Below are 26,301 nucleotides of genomic sequence, written 5' to 3'. Positions count from 1 at the left end.
TCCTGGCGCTCAGGCGCCGGTTGAAGGAGTGGCCGGCGGCGAGATGCCGTCCGGTCCCGAATCGATCCCCGCCGCGGGCGGCGCCGGGATGTCGCCCGCCTCGATGGCCGGGCCGTCGCCGAGGTCGACCTCGGCGGCCGCCCATTCGGGCAGCCAGCCGCGCATCCATTGCGCGCCCGGCAGGAACACCGGGAGGGTCCGCGATTCGCGCCACTGCGGTTCCCGCGGCAGCGCGGTGAAGCCCATCAGCAGCACCAGCGCGCAGGCGACGAACGCGCCGCGCGCCACCCCGAGCACGAAGCCGAGGAAGCGGTCGATCCCGGACAGGCCGATCGACTGCACCAGCTTGCGCACGCCCCAGCCGACCAGCCCGACCACCACCAGCACGACCAGGAAGCTCAGCGCGTAGCCGCCGAACAGGTGCGTGGCGCCCGGTGTATCGCCACCGGAGAACGCCAGCGCGACCTGACCGCCGAACCGCCACGCGGCCCATCCGGCGAGCAGCCACGCGAGCAGCGAGGCCAGCACGCCGATGAAGCCGCGCATCAGCCCGAAGCCGGCCGACACCACGACCACCGCGAGCAGCACCCAGTCGGTCGGGGTCATCGCCCGCTCACGGGTAGCTGCGCACCAGGCCGTCGATGCCCAGCCGCGACTGCGCGCGCGCCTTCAGCGCGTCCGCCGCGGCGCGATCGAACGCCGGCCCGACCAGCACGCGCGTCAGCCGGCCGCCGTCCGTCTCCACCGGCTGGGTCGAAACGTTGAAGCCCGCGGCGCGCGCGCGTGCCACCAGCGCGTCCACGTCGCCCTGCTTGCTGAAGGCGCCGAGCTGGACGACGAAACCGGTGCCGGACGTCGGCGTCTGCGCAGGTGCCGGTGCCGGCGCGGGTTGCTCGTCGTCGGCGGCTGCCGGCGCGGCGGCCACGGGCGCGTCCCGGGCGGCGTCCAGCGCGATGACCCGCGCGCCGACGTCGTCGCGCACGTGGGCCGCGCGCAGCCGCGCCGCCTGGGCCGTGGCCTCGCTGTCGTAGGGGCCGATGCGCACGCGGTGCACCTGGCGACCGTCGACCGTCGCCTGTTCGCGGAACCCGGGCAACTGCGACGCCCGCAGTTGCGCCACGACGCGATCGGCCGCCGCACGGGTGGAGAAGGTGCCGAAGCTCACCGCCCAGTCGCCACCGGCCACAGGCGCGGGCGTCATTTCCGCCGGCGTGGCTTCGGAGACGCGATTGTCGGCGGTGTCGCGAGCCTCAGGGGCCGGCTCTTCCGGTCGCGTCGCGTCGGCGGGATCGGCCAGGTCGGCCGCCAGCGGTCCCTCGAGGATGCCGTCGCCATCGCTGTCCGCGGGGGCGACGTCCGCCGTGTCGACGGTGGGCAGGTCGCCGTCGTCGCGCTCGTCGCGCGCATCGAGTCCGACCACGCCTTCCGACGGCGCGGCGCCGGGGGCCACCAGCGGCAGCTCCCGCGTCTCGAAAACGTCGCCGGGGGCCGCGGGCACGTCGAGGGACACGTCGGCCGCGCCGCTCTCGGGCGCGGGGCCCTCGATCAGCATCGGCAGGAAGATGACCGCGAGCGCGACCAGCACGACCGCGCCGACCAGGCGCTGTTTCAGGGCAGGTTCCATCGGGAGGCGCGGACCGCGGCGGAAGGCGCGCGGATTATACCGCCCGGCCCCGTCCCGCCCCTGAAGCATCGCGCGCGGACGCGACGACGCGCGCCGGCCGCCGGTGTCAGGACGACGGCGTGTCCCCGCCCAGTGCGAGCAGGGCGTCGGCGACCGTGTGGAACGACCCGAAGACGAGGACGCGCCCGCCCGCCCCGGCGGCGTGGAGCGCGGCCTCGAGGGCGGCCGCCACGCTCGCATGGCGCGTTCCATCGGCGGCGGCGGTGCCGTGAAGTCGCGTGGCAAGCGCGTCCGCGGACTGGCCGCGGCCGCCCACGTCCAGCCCGGCCAGGTGCCAGGCGTCGACATGCGGGGCCATCGCGCCCGCCACGCCGGCGACGTCCTTGTCCGCGAGCGCCGCGAAGACCGCCAGCGTCGGGCCGTCGGCGGGCGAAGCGCGGGACCACGCCGCCAGTTCGCGCGCCGCCTGCGGGTTGTGGCCGACATCCAGCACCACGTCCACCCCGCCCCGGGACAGGCGCTGCAGCCGCCCCGCGACGCGCGCCCCGGCCACGCCTGTCGCGAGCGCATCCTTCGGCAGGCGCCGGCCGAGCGCGCGCAGGGCGGCGATGGCGGTGGCCGCGTTGCGGCGCTGCGCGGGCGCGTCGAGCCACGGGCGCGGCAGCACCGCCTGGAAGCCGGGCTCGCGCCATCGCCAGTCGCGCGCGTCGGTGCGGGTACCGGGGGCCAGCGGCTCGAAGAAGAAGTCGCAGTTGGCGCGGATCGCCGGCGCGCCGAGCGCGTAGGCATGCCGCAGCACGCTCGCCGGTGGGTCGTCCTCGCCCATCACCACGGGCCGCTGGGCACGCATGATCCCGGCCTTCTCGCGCCCGATCGCCTCGCGGTCGTCGCCGAGGAAGGCCTGGTGGTCGAGGTCGACGGTGGTGACCACCGCCACGTCAGCGTCGACGAGGTTGGTCGCGTCCAGTCGGCCGCCCAGCCCGACCTCGAGCACCGCCAGGTCCAGGTCGGCGCGCGCGAACAGCCACAGCGCGGCAAGCGTGCCGTATTCGAAATAGGTCAGCGTCGTGTCGCCGCGCGCGGCCTCGACGGCCTCGAAGGCCTCGACCAGCGCATCGTCCGCGGCGTCGCGCCCGTCGATGCGGACGCGCTCGTTGTAGCGCAGCAGGTGGGGGGAGGTGTACGCGCCCACGCGCCAGCCCGCCGCGCGCGCGATGGCCTCGATGAAGGCGACGGTCGACCCCTTCCCGTTCGTGCCGGCGACGGTGATGACCTGGCGGGCCGGGCGCGGCAGGTCCAGGCGGGTCGCGACCGCGCGCACGCGGACCAGGCCCATGTCGATCGAGACGGGGTGCTGGCGCTCGATGTGGGCGAGCCATTCGGGGAGGGTGCGGGGTCTAGGTGTCACTTGGGGGGCCAGGAGCAGGTTCCTCGCTGCGCTCGGAACGACAGTTGGGGGGGTGGAGCGACAGGTGGGGGTGGAGCGACAGGTGGGGGTGGAGCGACAGGTGGGGGTGGAGCGACAGGTGGGGGTGGAACGACAGGTGGGGTGGCGGCCTCAGAGGGCGCGGTGGACGGCTTCGCCGAACAGGGCGGTGTGGTGGCTGCAGTCGTTGAGGCGGACGACCTCGAGGGTGTCCGGGCCGGCGCCCTCGAGCAGGTTCAGCGTGGTGGGTGCCTGGCGGAAGGTCCAGAGGCGGTCGAGCGGGATGCCGAGCACGCGGCAGAGCAGCACGCGGTTCACGGCGTCGTGGGCGACCAGCAGCAGCGTGTCGTCGGCCGCCAGGCCCTCGCAGGCACGCTCGAGCGCGGACCAGGCACGCCCGGCGACGTCGCCGATCGACTCGCCCCCCGGCATCACGACCGACGCCGGCGCGTCGCGCCACGCGCGCAGGCGGTCCGGGTCGCGTTCCCGGATCTCGCTGGCGAGCAGGCCTTCCCACTCGCCGTGCGCGATCTCCATCAGGCCCGCGTCCAGCCGGAGCATGCCGGCGCGCGCCTCGCCCAGCGCGAGCTCGGCGGTGCGACGGGCGCGGGAGAGCGGCGACGCCAGCGCGCGGTCGATCGCCACCTCGCGCAGCCGTTCCCCGAGCGCGCGCGCCTGCGCCTCGCCCACGGGCGACAGCGCGATGTCCTCCTGCCCCTGGTAGCGGCCCTCCGCGTTCCAGGGCGTTTCGCCGTGGCGGGCAAGCAGCACGCGCATCAGATCGCTTCCAGCGACAGCACGCCCGGGATGCCGCGCAGCGCGGCGACCTGCGCCTCCGGCACCGGCCGGTCCACGGTGATCGCCGCGCGCGCCTGCCCGTCCCCGGTGGCACCGAGCGAGAAGTTGACGATGTTCACGCCGGCCGCGCCCAGGTGCGAGCCGACCAGGCCGATGATGCCGGGGCGGTCCTCGTTGCGCATGAGCAGCAGGTCGGCCTGCGGATCGAAGTCGAGCTCCACGCCGTCGAGGCGCACGACGCGCGGACCGCGGTGCAGCGTCGCCTCCATTTCGCGCGCACGCCCCGATTCGTCCTCGACCTTGAGTTTCAGCAGCCGGTCGAACCCGTCGCCGTCGCCGCCGACGGTCTCCGCGACATCCAGGCCACGTGCGTTCGCTTCGGCCAGCGCGTTCACCGGCGTGACGCGCGAGGACGCGCCGCCGATCAACGACGCGACCAGCAGGCGCGTCAGCGGGCGCGGGTCGAGCCCCTCGCTGCGACCGGCGTAGGTGATGTGCAGCCGCACCGGCGCCGGCACCAGTCGCGCCGCCAGCCGCCCGAGCGCGGTCATCAACGGCATCCACGGCCCGACCTCGCGCGCGGCCTCCGCCGACAGCGGCGGCAGGTTGACGCAGCCGGCGACCGCGCCGGTCTCCACGTAGTCGATCACCTGCCGCGCCAGGATCGTGCTGACCGCCTGCTGCGCCTCGCCGGTCGACGCACCCAGGTGCGGCGTCAGCACCAGCTTCGGATGCGCCCGCAACTTCGAATCGGCCTGCAGCGGCTCGGTCGCGAACGTGTCGAGCGCCGCGCCCGCGAGCTGCCCGGAATCGAGCGCCTCGAGCAATGCGTCCTCGTCGACGAGCCCGCCGCGCGCGGCATTGATCAGGTACGCGCCCTTCTTCATGCCGGCCAGGCGCGTGGCGTCGATCAGGTGCGTGGTTTCCTTCGTGCGCGGCACGTGCAGCGTCACCACGTCGGCCCAGGCAAGGAGTTCCTCGAGGGTCTTCAGCGGCACGCTGCCCCGCCCGGCCGCCGCGGCGGGCAGGAACGGATCGAATGCCGCGACGTCCATGCCGAGCGCCCGGGCCTTGCGCGCCACGGTCCCGCCGATGCGGCCCAGCCCGATCACGCCCAGCTTCTTGCCCTCGAGCTCGAAGCCCGTCAGCCCCGCCTTCGGCCACTCGCCCGCCTTCATGCCCGCGTCCGCGCGCGGCACGTGGCGCGCCAGGGCGAACAGCAGGCTCAACGCATGCTCCGCCGCCGCCAGGGTGTTGCCGTCCGGCGCGTTCATCACCGCGATGCCCTTGGCAGTGGCCGCATCGACATCGATGGTGTCGACGCCCGCGCCGGCGCGACCGATGACCTTCAGCGACGCGGCCGACCCGATGACCTCCGCGGGCACCTTGGTCGCCGAGCGGACGAGCAGCGCATCCACGCCCTCGAGCGCGCTGGACAATGCGGCGGAGTCCTTGATCGGCTCGGAGGCGACGACCTCCCATCCCGCGTCGCGGAACAGGTCCAGGCCGTCGTCATGGATGCCGTCGCAGGCGAGCACTTTCATGGGCGTGTCTCCGGTCGCGTGGGTCGGGACCACGGATCACACGCCAGCCGGTGCAACGGCAACGTCACCACCCTGGGGTGGCGGGACCCCGGCTCGGGGCCTGGGTCGGATATCGCTCGGGGAATCGCTCGGAAACGGGGCCGGCTGGCATGGGAATCCGCGATGGGCGGAGCCTAGCACCCAACTGACCAGGACGGAGCGTCACGGGCTATCAGCGCCAGATCGGCACCCTCGTCGCACTCGACCGCCCGCCGCGGGGGTAGCGGGAATTCGCTCTTCCCTCGGTCAGGGCATCCTGCCCTGACTCGGGCGCAGGCCATCCCTGGCCTGCTTGGCGCGAACACCCGCTACCCCCACGTCGGGCTACGTCCCGGGGGCTTCGGGATCACTCGGCCTCGGGAACGCCCATCTCCTCCAGCAGGCGCGGGGCCGGATAGACCTCCTGCATCACCCACCGCATGTAGCGCTGGTCGACCGCGATCACCCGCGTCATGTCCGGGTCGAACACCCAGTTCGAGCTCACGCTCTCCCAGTTCATGTCGAACACCAGCCCGACCAGCTCGCCGCGCGCATCGAGCACCGGCGAACCGGAATTGCCGCCGGTGATGTCCAGGTCCGCCATGAAGTTGACCGGCACCGTCCCGAGCGCCTCGCTCGCCAGGCCCGCGTGGTTCTTCGCGGCGATCGCATCGAGCTGCGCCTGCGGCGCATCGAACGGATCCTCGCCGGTGGCTTTCGCCGCGACCTGCTCCAGCGTCGTGAACGCCGGCTGCCGGCTGCCGTCGGCCTTGGTGTAGCCCTGCACGTTGCCGAAGGTGATGCGCAGCGACCCGTTCGCGTCCGGATAGACGAAACCGCCCTGGCTGGCCTTGTGGTCGGCCACCGCCTGCAGGAAGACCGGGCGCGCCGCGAGCTCGATGCCCCTGCGCGCGTCGGCCTCGTCCTCGAGCGCCAGCAGCGTGGGCATCACCGCGACGGCGAAGCGCACGGCCGGATCCCCGCTGCCCTCGAACGTCGCTCGGTCGGCCTCCAGCAGCGCCATCCGCGCGTCGAGCGTGCCGAGCTGCGTGCCCGCGAGCCGGTCGAGCGCACGCTGCACGGCGGCCTCGTCGTTCCCGCCCAGCCAGCCGTCGATCGCCTCGACGCGCTGCGCCGCCGGGAGCTTGACGTACTGCCGCAGCCAGTATTCCTGCAGCTGGCGGTCCATCGCCGGGTGATAGCGACGCTCCATCTGCTCGATCGAACCCTTGAAGCCCGGCAGGTCGCGGTCCTGGTAGCCCGGCTCGCGCGCCGCATCCGGCTTCGCGCGCTCGAGGGCCAGGCGGTACAGCTCGACGGCGGTGCCGATCGCGCCCGTGCGGCGCAGCTGCGACAGCACCAGGTCGCGCTCGCGCGTCGCCTTCTCCTGCGCGTGCACGTCGAGGAGCTGCGCGTGGGCGGCCAGCGCCGCCTCGCCATCCGCGCCCTGGCCCCGCAGCCACGCGAGGACCGCGGCTTCCCCGGCGCGCTTGGTCGCGGCCGCATCGATGCGCTCGAAGCCCTCGAGCTGGCCGCCGTAGTTCTTCATCGCGTTCTGGTAGCCGCGGATGGTGCTGGCGTACTTGACCTCGATGTCCTTGTCCGCGTCGCCGGCGGCTTCGATCAGCCCCACGACGGCCTCGTAGTGCGCCTTGAGCGTCGGATACGTCCACTGCGCCGTCTGGTCGAACTCGTCCGCCAGCGCGTACCGCGCCGTCCGGCCCGGGTAGCCCGCGACCATGACGAAATCGCCGATGCCGAGCGGGCGGCTCGCGATCTTCAGCCAGTGCGCGGGCCGGTACGGAACATTGTCTTCGTCGTAGGCGGCGGGCTTGCCGTCGGGACCCACGTAGGCACGGTAGAAGGAATAGTCGCCGGTGTGGCGCGGCCACATCCAGTTGTCGACCTCGCCGCCGTAATTGCCGATGCTGCGGGGCGGCGCGTGGACGAGGCGCACGTCCTTGATCTCGAGGTTCCGGAACAGGCGGTAGGCATTGCCACCGGCGAACGAATAGAGCGTGCAGCGGTAGCCTTCGGCTTCGCAGTCGGCGACCAGTGCCTTCTCCAGCGTCTCGACGGCGCGCGTCCGGGCGGCCGGATCCGATTCGCCGGCGATGGCCTCGCGGAAGCGGCCGGTGACATCGTCGATCCGGTCGAGCACGTAGATGCGCGCGTTCGGGCCGGCGCTCACCTCGTCGGCCAGCGTGGCCGCGTTGAAGCCGTCCTCGATCAGGTTGTCCTCGGGCGTCGAGTTCAGCTGGATCGCGCCGTAGGCGCAGTGGTGGTTGGTGACCACCAGGCCCTGCGGCGAGACGAAGCTGGCGGTGCAACCACCCAGCGACACGACCGCGCCCATCGGGTCGCCGGTAAGGTCGGCGAGCTGTTCCGGCGGAAGCTCCAGCCCGGCCTTGCGCAGCGGTCCGGCGATTTCGGGAAGCTGCTGGGGCACCCACATGCCCTCGCCGGCCATGGCGACCGTCGTCGGGCAGGCGAACGACAGGGCGATCGCGGTCATCAAGCGGGTGCGCATCGGCTCGGATCCTCGGGCGGCTGGACGGCCCGGCAGTCTAACCGCAGGCCCCGGGCGGCTCCGCGGCCACGGACGGGCCGTCCACGGCGGCCCCGTATAATTCGCGGCTTCCCCGCGCGTCCCGCGGGACTCCCACGCGAAGGCCCCCATGACGCAGAAGACGATGAAGGCGCTGGTCAAGCGCGAGACCGGGAAAGGCATCTGGATGGACCAGGTCCCGGTCCCGGAACCCGGCCCGAACGAGGTCCTGATCCGGGTCGGGAAGGCCGCGATCTGCGGCACCGACCTGCACATCTACCTCTGGGACGAGTGGAGCCAGCGGACGATCAAGCCGGGCCTGGTGATCGGCCACGAGTTCGTCGGCACGATCGCCGCGCTCGGGCCGGGCGTGGCGGGCTACGAGGTCGGGCAGCGGGTCTCCGCCGAGGGCCACATCGTGTGCGGCCACTGCCGCAACTGCCGCGGCGGGCGCCAGCACCTGTGCCCGAACACGGTGGGCATCGGCGTGAACCGCAACGGCGCGTTCGCCGAGTACGTGGTGATGCCGGCCAGCAACCTGTGGCCGATCCCCGACGGGATCCCGAGCGAACTGGCGGCCTTCTTCGACCCGTACGGCAACGCGGCGCACTGCGCGCTGGAGTTCGACGTGGTCGGCGAGGACGTGCTCATCACCGGCGCCGGCCCGATCGGGATCATCGCCGCCGGCATCTGCAAGCACGTCGGCGCGCGCCACGTCGTGGTGACCGACCTCAACGACTACCGGCTGGGCATGGCGAAGGAGATGGGCGCCACGCGCACCGTCAACGTCGGCAGGGAATCCATCGCGGACGTGATGGCCGAACTCGGCATCGACGGCTTCGACGTCGGCCTGGAGATGAGCGGCGCGCCGCGCGCGTTCAACGACATGCTCGGCGCGATGTACCACGGCGGCAAGGTGGCCCTGCTGGGCATCCTGCCGAAGGGCGCGGGCATCGACTGGGACCGGATCATCTTCAAGGGCCTGACCGTGCAGGGCATCTACGGCCGGCGCATGTACGAGACCTGGTACAAGATGACGCAACTGGTGGTCGGCGGGTTCCCGCTGCACAAGGTGCTGACGCACCAGTTGCCCGCGGACGAGTTCCAGAAGGGCTTCGACCTGATGGAATCGGGCGAGTCCGGGAAGGTCGTGCTCGACTGGACCGCGTGAGTGTCTTGAGCAGGCACCTGACCGGCATGGGACCGGTGCGGGTCCGCCGCGACACGCCGTGAATACATCCATGTAGGCTCGGCGGCGACATCCATGTCGCCGACGGTCGCGCCGGACCCGCACCGGCCCCATGCCTGCATCACCCTGACGGAGAGCTGCGATGTCGCTGACCGAGCGTTATTCGGACACCCTCGACGAGATTCGCGACGCCGGGCTGTTCAAGTCCGAGCGGATCATCACCAGCCCGCAGGCGGCCGAGATCACCCTGGCCGATGGCCGCCGGGTGCTGAACTTCTGCGCCAACAACTACCTGGGCCTGGCCGACCACCCGGAGATGATCCGGGCGGCGAAGGACGCCCTCGACACCCACGGCTTCGGCATGGCCAGCGTGCGCTTCATCTGCGGCACGCAGGACCTGCACAAGCAGCTCGAAAGGACCATCGCGGACTTCTTCGGCACCGAGGACACGATCCTCTATGCCGCCTGCTTCGACGCCAACGGCGGGCTGTTCGAGCCGCTGCTCGGGGAGGAGGACGCGATCATCTCCGACGCGCTCAACCACGCCTCGATCATCGACGGCGTGCGTCTGTGCAAGGCGAAGCGCTACCGCTACGCCAACTGCGACATGGCGGACCTGGAGAAGCAGCTCAAGCAGGCGCGCGCCGACGGCGCGCGAACGATCATGGTCACCAGCGACGGCGTGTTCTCGATGGACGGGTTCATCGCGCCGCTGGACGAGATCACGGCGCTGGCACGCAAGTACGACGCGCTGGTGCACATCGACGAGTGCCACGCGACCGGGTTCCTGGGCGCCACCGGCCGTGGCTCGGCCGAGGTGAAGGGCGTGATGGACCGGATCGACATCTTCACCGGCACGCTCGGCAAGGCGATGGGCGGCGCGCTGGGCGGGTTCACCACGGCCAAGGCCGAGGTCATCGAGCTGCTGCGCCAGCGGTCGCGTCCCTACCTGTTCTCGAACTCGCTGCCGCCGCACGTGGTGGCCGCGGGGACGAAGGCGTTCGAGATGCTGGACGCCGCCGGCGAGCTGCGGGAGCAGCTGGCGGACAACACGCGCCACTTCCGCGAGCGCATGACCGCCGCGGGCTTCGACATCAAGCCCGGGGTCCATCCGATCTGCCCGGTCATGCTGTACGACGCCCCGCTCGCGCAGCGCTTCGCCGAGCGCCTGCTCGAGGAAGGCATCTACGCGATCGGCTTCTTCTTCCCGGTGGTGCCGAAGGGCCAGGCGCGCATCCGCACGCAGATGAGCGCGGCGCACACGCGCGAGCACCTGGACCGCGCGATCGACGCCTTCGTCCGGATCGGACGGGAACTGGGCGTCATCAAGGGCTGAGGGGCCGGCGAGCGCCGGCCGGCCGACCGCCCGCGCATGAAGCGCGGGAGGATCGACGCGAAATGCCGATCAGCGGGGCGGCGTGTCCGTGCCTTCCTCCGACGCGTCCTGCGCCTCCGCGTCGTCGGCGTCCGGCGCGACGTCCGTGGTCGGCACCGGCGTGGCCGGGACGGCAACCGACTCGGTCGCCGCGGCGGTCGATGCCGCGGTCGTCGCGGCCTGGGCCTCCGCCTGGGTCGCGGGCGTGGTCACGATGGTGGTCGATGCGCCAGCCTCACCCACCTGCCCCGCGGTCGCGGACGACCAGTTCGGCGGACGCCCGTCTCCGGTCGGGTTCTGGGCCGCGACCGGGCGCGCGGCGCCACGCGCGACGCGCACGCCCCGGGCCTCCATCCACGCGGTGAACTCGTCGGCCGTCATGCGCTTGCCGTCCTGCTCCATGTTGAAGCGCCACGGCGTGTTGTCGAATTCGGTCTTCGGCTGGTAGCTGGCCGGGTCCACCACGGCCTGGCCGGGCGGCGTGGTCGTCGCCATCGTTCCGGGTGCGGCCGGGACGATTGCCGACGCGGTCGCGTTCGCCGCCGCAGCCGCACCGGCGCCCGTCTCCACGGTGGCAGCGGGCATGGCCGGCGCGGCGACCGGGGTGCTGACCGTCGCCGCGGGCGCCACCGGCGCCACCGGCATCGCCGCGGCCGCGGGCGCCTGGACCGTGGTCGCCACCGTCGCGGACGCTGCCCCGCCCATCGCGACGCATTTCGACGCGGCCATCGCCTGGTCGAAATCCGGCTTCGTCGCTTCGGCCGCCGCCAGTTCAGGCGTGATCGGCGCCAGCGCGCCCTGCCCCGCGCCGGTCGTCGCGACGACGCCCTCGCAGGCGGCGTCGGGATTGGCGAACGCCGGCGCGCCCGCCAAGGCAAGCGAAACAGCGGCGGCTGAGATCAGTGGGCGCATCGGAACGTCTCCAGAAGTCTGGCCCGCAGTGTAGGTGCGCACCGGGTGGCCGACAACGGCCGGCACGCACACTTCGCGCGATGCGTGGACAGGGAGATGAATCCGTGCGGCACATGCCCGGATGCACGGACGTGCAATACGAAAAAACGAAGCCCGGCTTTCGCCGGGCTTCGCCTGTCACTCCGCGGGGATCCGTCGGGATCCCGCATCGAACGAACGTCAGTTCTGGACGTTCAGCTCGGTGCGGCGGTTGGTCTCGCTGCGGCACTCCGGATGGGTATCCGGGGTCATCTCGAGCGGACGGCTCTCGCCGTAGCCGTTCGGGCCGACCATGCGCGACGCGTCGATGCCGTTGCTGGTCAGGTAGTCGTACACCGCGACCGCACGACGCTCCGACAGGCCCTGGTTGTAGGCGTCGGTGCCGCACTTGTCGGTGTGGCCGGCCACCTCGACCCGCAGGTCGGGGTAACGCTGCAGGATCTGGACCGCCTCGTTCAGGATGGCGATCGCGTCCGGACGCAGCTCGTCGCGGTCGAAGTCGAAGTTCACGCCACGCAGGTCGATCGACACCGGCACCGGGCAGCCGTCCGGACCGATGGTCTGGCCAGCCTCGGAACCCGGGCAGCGGTCGTCGCAGTTGTTGACGCCGTCACCGTCGTCGTCCAGGTCCGCGCAGCTCGGCGCGACCGGGGCCGGGGCGACCGGGGCGACCGGCTCCGGACCCAGCGGGATGACCACGCCGATCGAGGCCAGCAGGTCGGCGAAGCTGTCGGCATCGTCGATCGAGCCGTCATAGGACGGGCTGACGGCGTTGTCGTCGAAGCTCACGCGGTAGGCCAGCTCGGTGCGGACGCCGACGCGACCCACGTCCGCCTGCAGGCCGACGCCGGCCTTGGCGGACAGGAAGCCGTCTTCACGACGCCCCGGGGAATTCGGGCTCGGGAAGTTGTCGAACTCCTCCTCGGCACGCTGGAAGCCGGCGCCGAAGACGATGTACGGCCACCAGTTGCGATCCACGCCGCGGAAATGGCGACGCGCGTCGAACGAGATGCCGTACTGCGACCAGGTCAGGTCGTTGTCGGCCGTCGGGTGGGTGTTGGTGTAGTTCAGCTCGCCGTCGATCGACCAGTACGGGTTGATGAACTTGCCGACGCCGACGTAACCGAACAGGTCATCCTCGGTGTTGCGGTCGTTGTCCTGGACGTTCCAGCCGCCGCCGCCGGTGATGTACCAGCGATCGTCGAACTCTTGCGCGGAGGCCGCCTGCGCAACGCACAGGCCGCTGACCAGCGCGGCGCAGAGGAGTTTCTTGTTCATGTATCAGCTCCTTGATCAGGGAAGAAACAGGTGTTGCGTGGTTGGGACGGCCGTTCCACACGCCATCTCGTCCAGAGTATGGGTCCCGGTGTGAAAGCCGTGTTAACGCTAGCATAACGATTTTGCCCCCGCCACAACGCGGGGGCACGCCTTTTTCGGGGCGGCCGGATGTTACACCCGGTACAGGTCGATGAAATCTGAAATCGACATGGCGTCCATCTCCTCCGGGGACGCTGCCAGGGCGACCAGGCGGTCCGCCTGGGCCGCGGGGAGGTGGGCGCGCAGGGCCTTTTCGGACTTCGCGAGCAGGACCGGAATCCCCTCGTCGCGGCGCTTGCGGTGGCCGATCGGATAGTCGATCGACACCAGGTCGGTCGAGGACCCGTCCTTGAAGAACACCTGCACCGCGTTGCCGATGTAGCGCTTCTCCGGATCGAAGTAGTCCTTCGTGAATGCGGGGTTTTCCCTGACGACCATCCGGTCGCGCAGGGCGTCGATCCGGGGGTCCGCGGCGACGTCGTCGTTATAGTCGTCGGCCGTGAGGCGGCCGAAGATCAGCGGCACCGCGACCATGTACTGGAGGCAGTGGTCGCGGTCGGCGTAATTCGCCAGCGGGCCGGTCTTGTCGATGATCCGCACCCCGGCTTCCTGGGTCTGGATCTCGATCCGCTCGATCTCGTCGATCCGGTCCTTCACCTGGTCGTGCAGGCGCAGGGCGGCCTCGACGGCGGTCTGGGCATGGAACTCCGCCGGGAAGCTGATCTTGAACAGGACGTTCTCCATCACGTAGCTGCCGAACGGGCGTTCGAACTCAAACGACTTGCCCTTGAAGGCGACGTCGTAGAAGCCCCAGGTCTTCGCGGACAGGGCGCTGGGATAGCCCACCACCTTCTTCCGGACCGCATTCAGGGCATGCGTGACCGCCCGGCGGCAGGCGTCGCCGGCGGCCCAGCTCTTGCGCGGGCCGGTGTTGGGCGCGTGGCGGTAGGTGCGCAGGACGCCGTTGTCGATCCAGCTGTGCGACACGGCGTTGACCACCTCCTCCTTGCTGCCGCCCAGCATGGCGGCGGCGACGGCGGTCGAGGCGAGGCGGACCAGGATCACGTGGTCGAGGCCGACCCGGTTGAACGAGTTCTGCAGCGCATAGACGCCCTGGATCTCGTGGGCCTTGATCGCCCAGCCGAGCACGTCACGCACCGTGATGGCCTGGCCTTCCTTGCGGCAGAGCCAGTCGGCCACCGCGAGGATCGCGCCCAGGTTGTCGGACGGGTGGCCCCATTCGGCGGCCAGCCAGGTGTCGTTGAAGTCCAGCCAGCGCACCAGCGTGCCGATGTTGAAGGCGGCCTGGACGGGATCGAGCTCGAACCCCGTGCCGGGGACCCGCGCGCCGCCGGGGATGTCGCCGCCATCGACCAGCGGGCCGAGGTGCTTCACGCACCCCTCGAACTTCATCGCGAGCATCGCGCAGGCCAGCGAGTCGACCAGCATGTACCGGGCGGTGTCGTAGGCCTCCTTGGAATCGATGGTGGCGTCGACGACGTAGTCGGCGATGTCGACCATCGGCTGGTCGGGGTCGGGACGGACGGCGGAACGGATGTCGGCGTGGCTCATCGGCGCGGGATCTCGTGGGGAAAAGGAAGCCGGCTATTTTGCCAGAGCGGACCGGCCGGGCATGGACCGGCTGGCGGTCGCGGCCCGGGCACGCGGGGCCTTTCCTGCCGATGGGATCAAAGCGGGGGCATGCGGCTGTTGCCCGCGCACACCGCCAACGTCCTTCCCTCCGGTTCGTCGCGGCCGCTGCCGGGCGTCCGTCGGCCGTCCTGCCCGGGACGAACAAGCTGGCGACCGTCGAGCCCGGCACGGTCGAGGCGACGGAGATCGGCATGCCCCGCGGGGACGCGCGCGCGCGGACAGCCCGCGGTTCGGCACCGACAGCAACACGCTGCCAAAAGGCAACCGTCCCAAGTGACATCACGGGCGTGAGAGCGCCGGCAATCCCGCGCCAGGGGTTCACGCTTCGTTTAGGTCCGTGTGGTACCGTGCGCGCCGATTTCCCGACGCCCCTTTGCGCGGGAACGGCCTTGGCCGCCGGTGGCAGCGCCCACCGACAGGTTTCGAGGCCCGGGCATCCAAGCGTGCCGTAGAGCCGCTGCCCTTCTTGCTGCAGACCACCGCAGCGCCCGGCCCCGCCGGTCGACGCCACCCGAGCAGTCAGTCGATCGCGATCCGCCGGACGACCCGCCATGCCGTTCGTTCCACGCCGTCCACCCGGGCGACGCGGGGACGCGCGGCGCAACGAGCAAGGAGCCGACCCGCATGAAACTGGCCTGGATCCTCTGGCTGTCGCAGGTGCTGCCGCAGCCGGCCGCAGACTCCCTGTGCCTGAGCACCACCCTGTACCTGGAGGCGCGGGACCAGTCCCTCGCGGGCCAGCAGGCGGTGGCCGAAGTGGCCCTGCGCCGCCGCGACAGCGGCCTGTGGGGCGACAACCTGTGCGACGTGGTCACCGCGCGCAGCCAGTTCGCGCCGGCGATCGTGTCCCCCAACACCCGGCTGCACAACACCGAGGCCTGGGCCGAGGCGGTCACCGTCGCGATGGAGGCCGGCCACAACTGGTCGCTTCCGGCCGGCGAACGCCGCGAGGTCGTGCCGGAGGCGAGCCACTTCTTCGCCCACAACCTGGTCAGCCCCACCTGGCGCAACGCGTACCGCGTCGCCGTGATCGGGGGCCACAGCTTCTATCGCGTGCAGAGCCTCGCGCCGCGCGGTTGACGCGACGCGCGCCGTGACGCCGCGTTGCGGCCACGGCGGCGACCATCCGGACGGGCCGGCGGGAAGACCGCCGGCCCGTCGTCGTTTCCACGCAAGCCCGACGGCTTCACCTTCTCCCGGCATCGAGGACCCTGCATGAAGCTCTATACGAAACCCGGCGCCTGCTCGACGGCGGACCACATCGCGCTCGAATGGACCGGCGCGCCGTACGACGTGGAGGTCCTGGACGCGGCCGCGATGAGAGCCGACGCGTACCGCGCCATCAATCCGGCCGGCGCCGTGCCCGCGATCGTCGACGAGGCCGCGGACGGTGGCCGCTTCGTGCTGACGCAGAACGCGGCGATCCTCGGCTACATCGCGGACCTGCATCCCGGGGCGCGCCTGGCCGGCGACGGGAGTCCGCGCCAGCGCGCCGAGGCCAACCGCTGGCTGGCCTTCGTCAATTCCGACGTGCACCCGGCGTTCAAGCCGATCTTCGGCCCGTCGGCGTTCCACCCCGACGAGGCCGAGCGCGACGCGGTCAAGGACGCGGCGCGCAAGCGCCTGCGCGGGCTGTTCGAGACGGCCGATCGCCAGCTGGCCGGCCGCGAGTGGATCGCGGGCTTCCGCAGCTATGCCGATCCCTACCTGTACGTGGTCACGCGCTGGGCGAAGAAGGCGGGCGTCGACCTCTCGGGGCTGGACAACCTCGAGGCGTTCTTCCAGCGCATGCAGGCGGACGCGGGCGTGCTCTCGGCGCTCGAGACCGAAGGCCTGCAGACGCTCTAGGCAGATGACCCCAGGGCTTGCGGATCGCCGCCGCACGCCGATGCCGGGGCATCGCTCTTCCCTCGGTCAGGGCATCCTGCCCTGACTCGGGCGCTGGCCATCCCTGGCCAGCTTGACGCGACGCCCCGGCATCGACGCACGGCTCCCGGGCATTTCGGCGACACGTCTTGGTCATTGACCGACAGCGTCGCCGTCGTCGCCTCTGGGGAAGCCGTGCCCGCGCGTCAGCGCTTGTCGATCGACACGTAGTCGCGATCTTCGGGGCCGGTGTAGTTCGCGCTCGGGCGGATGATCTTGCCGTCCTCGCGCTGCTCGATGACGTGCGCGGCCCAGCCGGTGGTGCGGGCGATCACGAACAGCGGCGTGAACATCGGCGTCGGGATCCCCATCATGTGGTACGCGCTGGCGCTGTACCAGTCGAGGTTGGGGAACATCTTCTTGGTGTCCATCATCAGCGTCTCGATGCGCTCGGACACGTCGAACAGCACCTTGTTGCCGCCGTCGTCGCACAGCTTGCGGCTGATCTCCTTGATGATCGGGTTGCGCGGGTCGCCGATCGTGTAGACCGGGTGGCCGAAGCCGATGATGATCTCCTTGCGCCCCATCCGCTCGCGGATGTCCGCCTCGGCGGCGTCGGCGGTGTCGTAGCGGCTGATGATGTCCATCGCCACCTCGTTCGCGCCGCCGTGCTTCGGGCCGCGCAGCGCGCCGATCGCGCCGGTCAGGCACGAGAACATGTCCGAACCGGTGCCCGCGATGACGCGCGCGGTGAACGTCGAGGCGTTGAACTCGTGCTCGGCGTACAGGATCAGCGAGCGGTCCAGCGAATCGGCATGCAGGTCGCTCGGCGGCTCGCCGTGCAGCAGGTGCAGGAAGTGGGCGGCGACCGAATCGTCGTCCGTCTCCGTGTCGATGCGGCGGCCGTTGCGGGTGAAGTGCCACCAGTACAGGAGCATCGAACCGAAGCTGGCGACCAGGCGGTCGGCGATGTCGCGGGCCTCGGAGGCCGGATGGCCCTCGCGCTCCGGCAGCACCGTGCCCAGCACCGAGCAGCCCGTGCGCATCACGTCCATCGGGTGCGCGTTGGCCGGCACCAACTCCAGCGCCTCCTGGACGATCGCCGGCAGGCCGCGCAGGCGGCGCAGCTTGGCCTTGTAGGCCTTGAGCTGCGAGGCGGTCGGCAGCGCGCCGTGCACCAGCAGGTGCGCGACCTCCTCGAAGGTCGACTTCGTGGCCAGGTCCTTGATGTCGTAGCCGCGGTAGTGCAGGTCGTTGCCGCTGCGGCCGACGGTGCACAGGGCGGTGTTGCCGGCGGCGGTGCCCGACAGGGCGACCGATTTCTTGGGCTTGGGCAGGGTGCTGGTCTCGCTCATCGTCTTACTCCTTGTCGTTGCCTTGCGCGAACAGGGCGTCGAGCTTGTCCTCGTAGGCGTGGTAGCCGAGGACGTCGTACAGCTCGGCGCGCGTCTGCAGCGCGTCGATGATGTGTTTCTGCGTGCCGTCGCGGCGCACCGTCTCGTAGAAGTGCATCGCGGCCTTGTTCATGGCGCGGTAGGCGCCGCAGCAGTACAGGGCGATGTCGACGTCGGCCGAACGCAGTTCGTCGACGGTGAAGAACGGGGTCGAGCCGAACTCGGTGAGGTTGGCGAGGATCGGCACCTTCACGGCCGCCTTGAAGCGCCGGTAGTCGTCCAGCGTCTTCATGGCCTCGGGGAAGATCATGTCCGCGCCGGCCTCGACGTAGGCCACCGCGCGCTCGATCGCCGCGTCGATGCCCTCGACCGCCGCGGCATCGGTGCGCGCCATGACCACGAACCCGTCGTCGGTGCGGGCGTCGACGGCCGCCTTGACCCGATCGACCATCTCGCCCGTCGGCACGACCTCCTTGCCCGGGCGGTGGCCGCAGCGCTTCTGGCCGACCTGGTCCTCCATGTGCACCGCCGCCACGCCCACGCGCTCGAAGGAACGGATGGTGCGCGCGATGTTGAACGCCCCGCCCCAGCCGGTGTCGATGTCGACCAGCAGCGGCATGCCGGTGGCGTCGACGATCCGGCGCGCGTCGGTGAGCACGTCCTCCATCGTGCTGATGCCGAGGTCCGGCATGCCCAGCGAATTCGCGGCGACACCGCCGCCGGACAGGTACAGCGCGCGGTAGCCGGCGCGGCGGGCCATCAGGCCGGCGTAGGCGGTGATCGCACCCATGACCTGCAGGGGCGACTCTTCCTGGATCGCGGCGCGGAACCGGGCGCCGGCGGCGTGGTGTGTCATGCGGATCCTCGGGAGCGGCCTCGGGGGCCGTCAGGCGGCGAAGGCGGCCGGAGCCGCCTTCGCACGTGTCAGAGCAGGTGGGCGACGCCGGCGCGCTCTTCCTCGAGTTCGGCCAGGGTCTTGTCCATGCGCTCGCGGCTGAAGTCGTCGATCGGCAGGTCGCGGACGATCTCGTAGCGGCCGTCCTTGGTGGTCACCGGAAAGCCGTAGATCACGCCCTCCGGGATGCCGTAGCTGCCGTCGGACGGCACGCCCATGGTCACCCATTCGCCGCCGCTGCCCAGCAGCCAGTCGCGCACGTGGTCGATCGCCGCGTTCGCCGCGGAGGCCGCCGACGACAGGCCGCGCGCCTCGATGATCGCCGCGCCGCGCTTGCCGACCTTCGGGATGAAGTCGTTCGCGTTCCAGTCGGTGTCGCCCACCTTGTCCGACAGCGAGGCGCCGCCGGCGGTGGCGAAGCGGTAGTCCGGGTACATGGTCGGGCTGTGGTTGCCCCACACGACCAGCTTGCGGATGTCGCCGACGGGCACGCCGGCCTTGTTCGCCAGCTGGCTGAGCGCGCGGTTGTGGTCCAGGCGCAGCATGGCGGTGAAGTTCTCCGCCTTCAGGTCCGGCGCCGACTTCATCGCGATGTAGGCGTTGGTGTTGGCCGGATTGCCGACGACCAGCACCTTGACGTCGCGGCTGGCGACGGCGTTCAGGGCCTTGCCCTGCTCGGTGAAGATCTTCGCGTTCTCGAGCAGCAGGTCCTTGCGCTCCATGCCGGGGCCGCGCGGCCTGGCGCCGACCAGCAGGGCGACGTCGGCGTCCTTGAAGGCGACCATCGGGTCGTCCGTGCCGACCATGCCGGCGAGCAGCGGGAACGCGCAGTCCTCCAGCTCCATCATCACGCCGCGCAGCGCGGCCTGCGCCTTGTCCATCGGCAGCTCGAGCATCTGCAGGATGACCGGCTGGTCCTTGCCGAGCATCTCGCCCGAGGCGATGCGGAACAGCAGGGCGTAGCCGATCTGGCCGGCGGCGCCGGTGACGGCGACTCGGATGGGGGATTTCATGGAACGACTCCTTGCGATGGATGGCCGGGCCGGGGGTTCGCCGGCACGCGGGAGAAGCAGGTCCCTCGCTGCGCTCGGGACGACAGGGGGTCAGGCGAGTTCGGAGAAGAACTCCTTGATGCGCTGCATGCCGGGGACCAGCTGCGGCGTCGGGCAGGTGTAGCTGATGCGCATCGCGCGCGGCTCGCCGAAGGCCGAGCCCGGCACGCAGGCGACGCCCTTGGCTTCGAGCAGCGCCGCGCAGAACGACACGTCGTCCTCGACCCTCAGGCCCGTCGGCCCGTGGGTGCGGCCGAACGCGCAGCTCACGTCCGGGAACACGTAGAACGCGCCCTGCGGCCGCGGGCACACCACGCCCGGGATCGACCGCAACACCTCCAGCACCTGGTCGCGCTTGGACTCGAACTCCGCGCACTTGGCCTCGGGCACGTCCTGCGGCCCGGACAGCGCCGCCACCGCGGCCGCCTGGGTGATCTCGGGGATGTTCGTGATGTGGTTCGAGTTGAGCGTCACCACCGCCTGGGCGACCGCCTCGGGACCGGCCATCAGGCCGACGCGCCAGCCCGGCATGCCGTAGGTCTTGGACAGCGAGTCGACGAAGATCACGCGCTCCTTGAGTTCGGGGCGCGCGTGCACGAAGTTGTGGTACCCGACGCCGTCGAACACCATCCGGTTGTAGATGTCGTCGGTGATGATCCAGGTGTCCGGGTGCTTCACCAGCACGTCCGCGAGCGCCGAGATCTCCTCGCGCGAATAGACCATGCCCGTCGGGTTGGACGGGTTGTTGAACAGGAACACGCGCGGCTTCTTCGCCAGCGCCGCGTCGAGCTGCGCGGGCGTGAGCTTGTAGTCCTGCTCGGGCGGGCACGGCAGCAGCTCGACCTTCGCGTCGACGATCTCGGCGATGTCGAGGTAGCTGGTCCAGTACGGCGTCGGGAAGGCGATCGCGTCGCCCTCGTCCAGCAGCGCCTCTGCGAGGTTGTAAAGCACGTGCTTGGCGCCGATGCCGGTGGCCAGGTTGGCGCGGGTGTAGCCCTCGAGCCCGATCTCGGCGATGTGCGCCAGGAACGCGTCGAGCAGCGCGTCGCTGCCGCGGTTGCTGCCGTACTGGCCGGAGTCGTGCTGCAGCGCCTCGCGCGCGGCGGCGTACACGTGGTCGCCCGGCAGGAAGTTCGGCACGCCGATCGAGAAGCTGATGATGTCGCGGCCTTCGGCCTTCAGGCGCTTGGCCTTCTCGGCGATCTGCATGATCGCGCTGGGCTTGGCGCGACCGATGCGCCGGGCGAGCTGGGACATGCTTGACCTCTCGGAAATGGAGCTGGACGGGACGTGCTGTGCCGGGGCGCGCCGGCCGCGCGAATCCGCTCGGCCGGCGGCCGTTCGCGATGCCCATCGGGCCGCGGTCAGCCGCGAAATTCTAGCATGCGGGCCCCGCGCGACCCGGACCCGGAAACGACGACGCCCGCGGCTGCGGGCGTCGTGGCGGCGCGTCGGGCGGCGGCCCTCAGGCGTTGGCGTCGAGCGTCCGGTTCCAGTCGGCCACGCGGTCGGCCTTCGCGGCGAGCGCGGCGTCCACGTCGCCCTCGATGGTGACCGAGCGGATCGTGTCGCCCTGCTCCACCTTGTCGACGACTTCCTGGCCCTCGAGCACCTTGCCGAATACGGTGTGCTTGCCGTCCAGCCACGGGCAGGCCACGTGGGTGATGAAGAACTGGCTGCCGTTGGTCGCCGGTCCGGCGTTGGCCATCGACAGGACCCCGCGCTCGTGCGAGAGGCCGTTGCCGGTCTCGTCCTCGAAGCGGTAGCCCGGGCCGCCGGTGCCGGTGCCCAGCGGGCAGCCGCCCTGGATCATGAAGTCGCTGATGACGCGGTGGAAGGTCAGGCCGTCGTAGAAGCCCCGGCGCGCGAGGTTGACGAAGTTGGCGACGGTCAGCGGCGCCTTGTCGGCGGCCAGTTCGATCCGGATGGGGCCGCGATCGGTCTGGAAGTTGGCGGTGAGGCTCATGGGGTCGTTCCTGAAGCGTGGGGGATCGCCCGTGCCCGGCGCCGCCCCGGGCGGCTTCCTGAACGGGGCCGCCAAGGATACCGCATGGACGGGGGCGGGCCGGCACCCGCGTCCGCGGACCGCTATAATGCGCGGCTTCCCTTCACTGCCTTCGCGCCCGCCGCGGCGCGCCGTCCGCATGTCCGCATCCCCGTCCGTCGAACGCCTCCGCAACATCGCCATCGTCGCCCACGTCGACCATGGCAAGACCACCCTCGTGGACCAGCTGCTCAAGCAGTCGGGCACGCTGAACGAGCGCGCGGTCGTCCCGGACCGCGTCATGGACAGCAACGACCTGGAGAAGGAGCGCGGCATCACGATCCTGTCCAAGAACACCGCGATCCGGTGGAAGGACAAGGACGGGGAGACCTGGCGCATCAACATCGTCGACACCCCGGGCCACGCCGACTTCGGCGGCGAGGTCGAGCGCGTGCTGTCGATGGTCGACTCGGTGCTGATCCTGGTCGACGCGATGGACGGCCCCATGCCGCAGACGCGCTTCGTGACCCAGAAGGCCTTCGCGATGGGCTTCAAGCCGATCGTGGTGATCAACAAGGTCGACCGCCCGGGCGCGCGCCCGAGCTGGGTGCTCGACCAGACCTTCGACCTGTTCGACCGCCTCGGCGCGACCGACGAGCAGCTCGACTTCCCGGTCGTGTACGCCTCCGGCCTGCAGGGTTTCGCCGGCCTGTCCGAGGACGTGCGCGACGGCGACATGACCGCGCTGTTCGAGGCGATCTGCGAGCACGTGCCCGCGCCGCCGGTCGATCCGGAGGGCCCGTTCCAGATGCGCGTCACGAGCCTGGACTACAACAACTACGTCGGCATCATCGGCGTGGGCCGCATCCAGCGCGGCAAGGTGCGCACCAACATGCCGGTGACGGTGGTCGACCGCGAGGGCGCCACCCGCCAGGGCAAGGTGCTGCAGGTGCTCGGCTTCATGGGCCTGGAGCGCGTCGAGGTGCCGCAGGCGCAGGCCGGCGACATCATCGCGTTCTCCGGCATCGAAGGCATCGGCATCTCCGACACGCTGTGCGACCCGTCCGCGGTCGAGCAGTTGCCGGTGCTGGCCGTCGACGAGCCCACGATCTCGATGACCTTCCAGGTCAACGACTCGCCCTTCGCCGGCGTCAAGGACCGCAGCGGCGGCAAGTTCCTCACCTCGCGCCAGCTGCGCGACCGCCTGACGCGCGAGACGCAGCACAACGTCGCGCTGAAGGTCGAGGACACGGGCGACGCCGACAAGTTCAAGGTCTCCGGCCGCGGCGAGCTGCACCTCTCGATCCTGATCGAGACGATGCGCCGCGAGGGCTACGAGCTGGCCGTCTCGCGCCCCGAGGTCATCATCCGCGAGATCGACGGCGTGATGCAGGAGCCGTACGAGCAGCTGGTCGTGGACCTGGAGGAACAGTTCCAGGGCGCGGTGATGGGCCGCCTGGGCGAGCGCAAGGCGCTGCTGCAGAACATGGAGCCCGACGGCAAGGGCCGCGTGCGCCTGGAGTTCATCATCCCGGCGCGCGGCCTGATCGGCTTCCAGACCGAGTTCCGCACACTGACGGCAGGCACCGGCCTGCTGTTCCACGTGTTCGACCACTACGGCCCGAAGGCCGAGGGCGACATCGGCCAGCGCATCAACGGCGTGCTGATCTCCAACGGCACCGGCCCGTCGCCGGCCTACGCGCAGATCGCCATGCAGGAGCGCGGCCGCCTGTTCATCGAGCCCGGCGAGGAGATCTACGAGGGCCAGGTGGTCGGCATCCACGCCAAGGACAACGACCTGACCGTCAACGCCCTGCGTGGCAAGCAGCTGACGAACTTCCGCGCCGCGGGCACCGACAAGGACGAGGGCCTGACCCCGCCGATCAAGCTGTCTCTGGAGCAGGCGCTGGAGTTCATCGACGACGACGAGCTGGTCGAGGTCACCCCGAAGCAGATCCGCCTGCGCAAGAAGCTGCGGACCGAGGTCGACCGCAAGCGCGCCAGCCGCGCCGCCTGACGCGGTGGCCGGCTCGCTGTTCGCGGGCTGGCGACCGGGGGCGGATGGCCGCGGCGTGCTCGCGGCCGTGTCCCAGGCCCTGGCGGCGGCCCGTCCCGCCGACGCGCCGCGCATGCGGTGGCGGCGGCCGGACCAGTGGCACGTGACCCTGTGCTTCATCCGCCGCGACGGCGACGCCGGCACGGCCGCCGACGCCGCGCGTGCGCTCGCACCGGTGGCGGGCATCCTCCCTGCGCACTCGATCGACTTCGAACGCGTGGCCTACTGGCCGCGGTCCGGCGCGGTCGTCGCCCTGCCCCGTCGCGACGCGCGCCTGCAGGTGCTGTGCGACGCGACCGCCGATGCCCTCCGGGCGGCCGGCATCACGCCCGAGGGCGCCACCACCGAGCCGCACGCCACCCTCGCCTTCCTGCCGCGCGGGTTGCCGCCGCAGGCCTGGCTGGAGGGCATCACGGTGGACGCTCGGCCCGTCCGCGTGGACGGGTTCGAACTTCTGTCGAACGTGGGCGGGCGCTATGCGCCGGTCGATGCGTGGCGGCTCGCGGACGAGGGCCCCGCCGGCGACGCGTGACGCCGCCGCGCCCGGCGCTTCAGCCGCCCAGCCGCGCGGCCGCCAGCTGACCCTGCTTGCGCACGATCAGCATCGCGGTTTCCAGCGCCTGCTCGTAGTTGAGCCGCGGGTCGACCGTGGAACGGTAGGCGCGCGACAGGTCGCGCTCGGTGAGCTCGCGCGCGCCGCCGAGGCACTCGGTGACGTCCTCGCCGGTCAGTTCCAGGTGCACGCCGCCCAGGCGCGTGCCGGCGGCGGCATGCAGGTCGAACGCCTGCTCCAGCTCGCGACGGATGTTGGCGAAGCGCCGCGTCTTGTAGCCGCTTGCCGTGCCCTCGGTGTTGCCATGCATCGGATCGCAGATCCACAGCACGCGCCGCCCTTCGCGCCGCACCGCTTCGAGCAGCGGCGGCAGCGTGTCGGCGACCCGGTCCGCGCCCATGCGGTGGATCAGCGCGAGCCGCCCGGGTTCGTCGTCGGGGTTGAGCACGTCGACGAGCCGCAGCAGCTGGTCCGGCGACACCGAGGGACCGATCTTGACCGCCACCGGGTTGCGGATGCCCCGGAAGTACTCCACGTGCGCGCCCTCGAGCGCGGCCGTGCGCATGCCGATCCACGGGAAGTGGGTGCTGAGGTTGAACCACCCCCACTGGCGCGGCACCTGCCGCGTGAGCGCCTCCTCGTACGGCAGCAGCAGCGCCTCGTGCGAGGTATGGAAGTCGACGCGGTTGAGGTTGTGCACCTCGCTGCCCGACAGCGTCTCCATGAAGCGCACGGCGTCGCCGATGCCGGCCACCATGCGGTGGTATTCGTCGGCGAGCGGCGAGTGCCCGACCCAGCCCAGGTCCCAGTACTCCGGGTGGTGCAGGTCGGCGAAGCCGCCGTCGATCAGCGCGCGGACGAAGTTCATGGTCATCGCCGAGCGCGCGTGCGCCTTGACCATGCGGCGCGGATCGGGCGTCCGGGCCGCCGCGTCGAACTCGGGCGCGTTGACCATGTCGCCGCGGTAGCTCGGCAACGTGACGCCGTCGCGGGTCTCGGTGTCCGCGCTGCGCGGCTTGGCGTACTGGCCGGCGAAGCGCCCCACGCGCACGACCGGCATGCGCAGCCCGTGCACCAGCACCAGGCTCATCTGCAGCAGCACCTTCAGCCGGTTGGAGACGACGGCCGAACTGCAGTCCGCGAAGCTTTCCGCGCAGTCCCCGCCCTGGAGCAGGAAGCGCTTGCCCTCCTGCGCCTCGGCGAGGTGGCGCTTGAGCGACAGGATCTCCCAGGAGGTCACCAGCGGCGGCAGGCCGCGCAGCTCGACGAGCGCCGACTCGAGCGCGGCCGGATCCGGATAGGCGGGCAGTTGCAGCGCCGGCCGCGCGCGCCAGCTGTCCGGGGCCCAGCCCTGTGGCAGGTGGACCGGTCGCGGACGGGCGTCTTGGCTTGCCATTGCGGGAGGCTCGGTGCGTGTCTGGCCCGCGCCGGGCGCGGGCCGGTCATCTTGGCGTGGCGCCGGCGGGGTCGCAACCGGCGCGGACGGCGCGTTCAGGCCCGCCGGAACGCGGCGACCAGGGCCCAGCCACCGAGCAGGACGAACCAGGCCAGGCTCCAGGCGGGCATCGACAGGCCCAGGAACGTCCAGTCGACCTCCGCGCACTCGCCCGAACCCGTGAGCACCTCGCGGACGACGCCGAACAGCGGCGTGGTCTCGAGCATCCATTCCAGGCCGGGACCGCAGGCGGGCACCTCGTCGGCCGGTAGCCCCTGCAGCCAGACATGGCGCCCCGCGATCGCCGCACCCACCAGCGCCGCCAGGCCGGCGAGCACGCCCCAGGCCCGGCGGCCGGCGGCGCCGCGCGGCGAATGCAGGCCGCCCAGCAGGAACACGATGCCCAGCGCGGCGAACGCCACCCGCTGGAAGATGCACAGCGGGCAAGGCAGCAGGCCGCCGTTGAACTGGGTGTGCAACGCGTACGCGATGAGCGCGGCACAGGCGAGCGCACCGGCGATGAAACGGGCGCGGAAGGAGGTCGGCATCGGGCGTCGGGTCATGCCGGCATTATCACCGGACGTCGCCGCGCTCGGGAATGGCCGGGCACGGGCGCCGGCAAC

23 protein-coding genes are annotated in these 26,301 nt (G+C 71.3%); 7 read left to right on the top strand and 16 right to left on the bottom strand.

What is annotated here, in order from left to right:
- Positions 1 to 9: 9 nt before the first annotated feature.
- The 6 genes from ACYU7H_RS06200 to ACYU7H_RS06175 form a co-directional block, all read right to left on the bottom strand.
- Positions 10 to 606 carry a CvpA family protein gene (locus tag ACYU7H_RS06200; RefSeq protein ID WP_460813284.1) on the bottom strand — a complete coding sequence of 199 codons (597 nt, stop codon included), beginning with the start codon at positions 604 to 606 and terminating at the stop codon, positions 10 to 12.
- 7 nt (positions 607 to 613) lie between these two features.
- A complete protein-coding gene (locus tag ACYU7H_RS06195; protein ID WP_460813283.1) occupies positions 614 to 1,624 on the bottom strand; it encodes an SPOR domain-containing protein in 1,011 nt (336 codons plus the stop codon).
- Between the two features lie 106 nt (positions 1,625 to 1,730).
- Positions 1,731 to 3,032, bottom strand: a complete 1,302-nt coding sequence (gene folC / locus ACYU7H_RS06190; RefSeq protein ID WP_460813282.1) for a bifunctional tetrahydrofolate synthase/dihydrofolate synthase — start codon at positions 3,030 to 3,032, stop codon at positions 1,731 to 1,733.
- Positions 3,033 to 3,182: 150 nt separating this feature from the next.
- Positions 3,183 to 3,827, bottom strand: a complete 645-nt coding sequence (locus ACYU7H_RS06185) for a histidine phosphatase family protein (protein ID WP_460813281.1) — start codon at positions 3,825 to 3,827, stop codon at positions 3,183 to 3,185.
- On the bottom strand, positions 3,827 to 5,392 hold the full coding sequence (gene serA, locus ACYU7H_RS06180) for a phosphoglycerate dehydrogenase (protein WP_460813280.1): 1,566 nt from the start codon (positions 5,390 to 5,392) through the stop codon (positions 3,827 to 3,829). The genes ACYU7H_RS06185 and serA overlap by 1 nt, the downstream gene beginning before the upstream one ends.
- 385 nt (positions 5,393 to 5,777) lie before the next feature.
- On the bottom strand, positions 5,778 to 7,865 hold the full coding sequence (locus ACYU7H_RS06175) for a S46 family peptidase (RefSeq protein ID WP_460813965.1): 2,088 nt from the start codon (positions 7,863 to 7,865) through the stop codon (positions 5,778 to 5,780).
- A gap of 238 nt (positions 7,866 to 8,103) precedes the next feature.
- On the opposite strand from ACYU7H_RS06175, the gene tdh reads away from it, so the two are divergent.
- Both tdh and kbl read left to right on the top strand, forming a co-directional pair.
- Positions 8,104 to 9,129 (top strand): L-threonine 3-dehydrogenase, encoded by a 1,026-nt coding sequence (gene tdh / locus ACYU7H_RS06170; protein ID WP_460813964.1) that lies wholly within the window; start codon positions 8,104 to 8,106, stop codon positions 9,127 to 9,129.
- Between the two features lie 160 nt (positions 9,130 to 9,289).
- Positions 9,290 to 10,483, top strand: a complete 1,194-nt coding sequence (gene kbl, locus ACYU7H_RS06165; protein ID WP_460813279.1) for a glycine C-acetyltransferase — start codon at positions 9,290 to 9,292, stop codon at positions 10,481 to 10,483.
- A 69-nt stretch (positions 10,484 to 10,552) separates the two neighbouring features.
- Here kbl and ACYU7H_RS06160 read toward each other — a convergent pair whose 3' ends face one another.
- Positions 10,553 to 11,017, bottom strand: coding sequence for a hypothetical protein (locus tag ACYU7H_RS06160; RefSeq protein WP_460813278.1), 465 nt, complete (start codon positions 11,015 to 11,017; stop codon positions 10,553 to 10,555).
- Here ACYU7H_RS06160 and ACYU7H_RS06155 point away from each other — a divergent pair.
- Positions 11,004 to 11,468 (top strand): hypothetical protein, encoded by a 465-nt coding sequence (locus ACYU7H_RS06155; protein WP_460813277.1) that lies wholly within the window; start codon positions 11,004 to 11,006, stop codon positions 11,466 to 11,468. The genes ACYU7H_RS06160 and ACYU7H_RS06155 overlap by 14 nt on opposite strands.
- A gap of 185 nt (positions 11,469 to 11,653) precedes the next feature.
- On the opposite strand, the gene ACYU7H_RS06150 is transcribed toward ACYU7H_RS06155, so the two are convergent.
- On the bottom strand, positions 11,654 to 12,751 hold the full coding sequence (locus ACYU7H_RS06150) for an OmpA family protein (protein WP_460813276.1): 1,098 nt from the start codon (positions 12,749 to 12,751) through the stop codon (positions 11,654 to 11,656).
- Between the two features lie 171 nt (positions 12,752 to 12,922).
- Entirely contained in the window at positions 12,923 to 14,362 is a 1,440-nt protein-coding gene (locus tag ACYU7H_RS06145; RefSeq protein WP_460813275.1) for a bifunctional 2-methylcitrate dehydratase/aconitate hydratase, read from the bottom strand.
- Between the two features lie 705 nt (positions 14,363 to 15,067).
- Here ACYU7H_RS06145 and ACYU7H_RS06140 point away from each other — a divergent pair.
- Positions 15,068 to 15,523 carry a cell wall hydrolase gene (locus tag ACYU7H_RS06140; protein ID WP_460813274.1) on the top strand — a complete coding sequence of 152 codons (456 nt, stop codon included), beginning with the start codon at positions 15,068 to 15,070 and terminating at the stop codon, positions 15,521 to 15,523.
- 135 nt (positions 15,524 to 15,658) lie between these two features.
- Complete coding sequence (locus ACYU7H_RS06135) at positions 15,659 to 16,291, top strand: glutathione S-transferase family protein (RefSeq protein WP_460813273.1); 633 nt, start codon at positions 15,659 to 15,661, stop codon at positions 16,289 to 16,291.
- Positions 16,292 to 16,515: 224 nt separating this feature from the next.
- Here the strand turns inward: ACYU7H_RS06135 and prpC are convergent, their stop codons facing one another.
- From prpC to ACYU7H_RS06110, 5 genes are all read right to left on the bottom strand, one after another.
- The gene (gene prpC / locus ACYU7H_RS06130; RefSeq protein ID WP_460813272.1) at positions 16,516 to 17,664 is read right to left on the bottom strand and encodes a bifunctional 2-methylcitrate synthase/citrate synthase; all 1,149 of its coding nucleotides are present in this window, start codon (positions 17,662 to 17,664) and stop codon (positions 16,516 to 16,518) included.
- Positions 17,665 to 17,668: 4 nt separating this feature from the next.
- Positions 17,669 to 18,559 (bottom strand): methylisocitrate lyase, encoded by an 891-nt coding sequence (gene prpB / locus ACYU7H_RS06125; RefSeq protein WP_460813271.1) that lies wholly within the window; start codon positions 18,557 to 18,559, stop codon positions 17,669 to 17,671.
- Positions 18,560 to 18,627: 68 nt separating this feature from the next.
- Positions 18,628 to 19,611 (bottom strand): malate dehydrogenase, encoded by a 984-nt coding sequence (locus ACYU7H_RS06120; RefSeq protein ID WP_460813270.1) that lies wholly within the window; start codon positions 19,609 to 19,611, stop codon positions 18,628 to 18,630.
- Positions 19,612 to 19,701: 90 nt separating this feature from the next.
- Positions 19,702 to 20,907 (bottom strand): pyridoxal phosphate-dependent aminotransferase, encoded by a 1,206-nt coding sequence (locus tag ACYU7H_RS06115; protein ID WP_460813269.1) that lies wholly within the window; start codon positions 20,905 to 20,907, stop codon positions 19,702 to 19,704.
- 208 nt (positions 20,908 to 21,115) lie between these two features.
- Positions 21,116 to 21,616, bottom strand: coding sequence for a peptidylprolyl isomerase (locus ACYU7H_RS06110; protein ID WP_460813268.1), 501 nt, complete (start codon positions 21,614 to 21,616; stop codon positions 21,116 to 21,118).
- A 178-nt stretch (positions 21,617 to 21,794) separates the two neighbouring features.
- On the opposite strand from ACYU7H_RS06110, the gene typA reads away from it, so the two are divergent.
- Positions 21,795 to 23,651 carry a translational GTPase TypA gene (gene typA / locus ACYU7H_RS06105; RefSeq protein WP_460813267.1) on the top strand — a complete coding sequence of 619 codons (1,857 nt, stop codon included), beginning with the start codon at positions 21,795 to 21,797 and terminating at the stop codon, positions 23,649 to 23,651.
- A gap of 4 nt (positions 23,652 to 23,655) precedes the next feature.
- Positions 23,656 to 24,222 (top strand): 2'-5' RNA ligase family protein, encoded by a 567-nt coding sequence (locus ACYU7H_RS06100; RefSeq protein WP_460813266.1) that lies wholly within the window; start codon positions 23,656 to 23,658, stop codon positions 24,220 to 24,222.
- 19 nt (positions 24,223 to 24,241) lie between these two features.
- Here ACYU7H_RS06100 and ACYU7H_RS06095 read toward each other — a convergent pair whose 3' ends face one another.
- Both ACYU7H_RS06095 and ACYU7H_RS06090 read right to left on the bottom strand, forming a co-directional pair.
- Entirely contained in the window at positions 24,242 to 25,639 is a 1,398-nt protein-coding gene (locus ACYU7H_RS06095) for a class II 3-deoxy-7-phosphoheptulonate synthase (RefSeq protein ID WP_460813265.1), read from the bottom strand.
- Between the two features lie 95 nt (positions 25,640 to 25,734).
- On the bottom strand, positions 25,735 to 26,241 hold the full coding sequence (locus ACYU7H_RS06090; protein ID WP_460813264.1) for a disulfide bond formation protein B: 507 nt from the start codon (positions 26,239 to 26,241) through the stop codon (positions 25,735 to 25,737).
- Positions 26,242 to 26,301 lie beyond the last annotated feature (60 nt).

The organism is Luteimonas pelagia (genome assembly GCF_054776035.1).
Note: the sequence above shows the minus strand (reverse complement) of the source record. Positions and strands in the feature narration are given on the sequence as shown.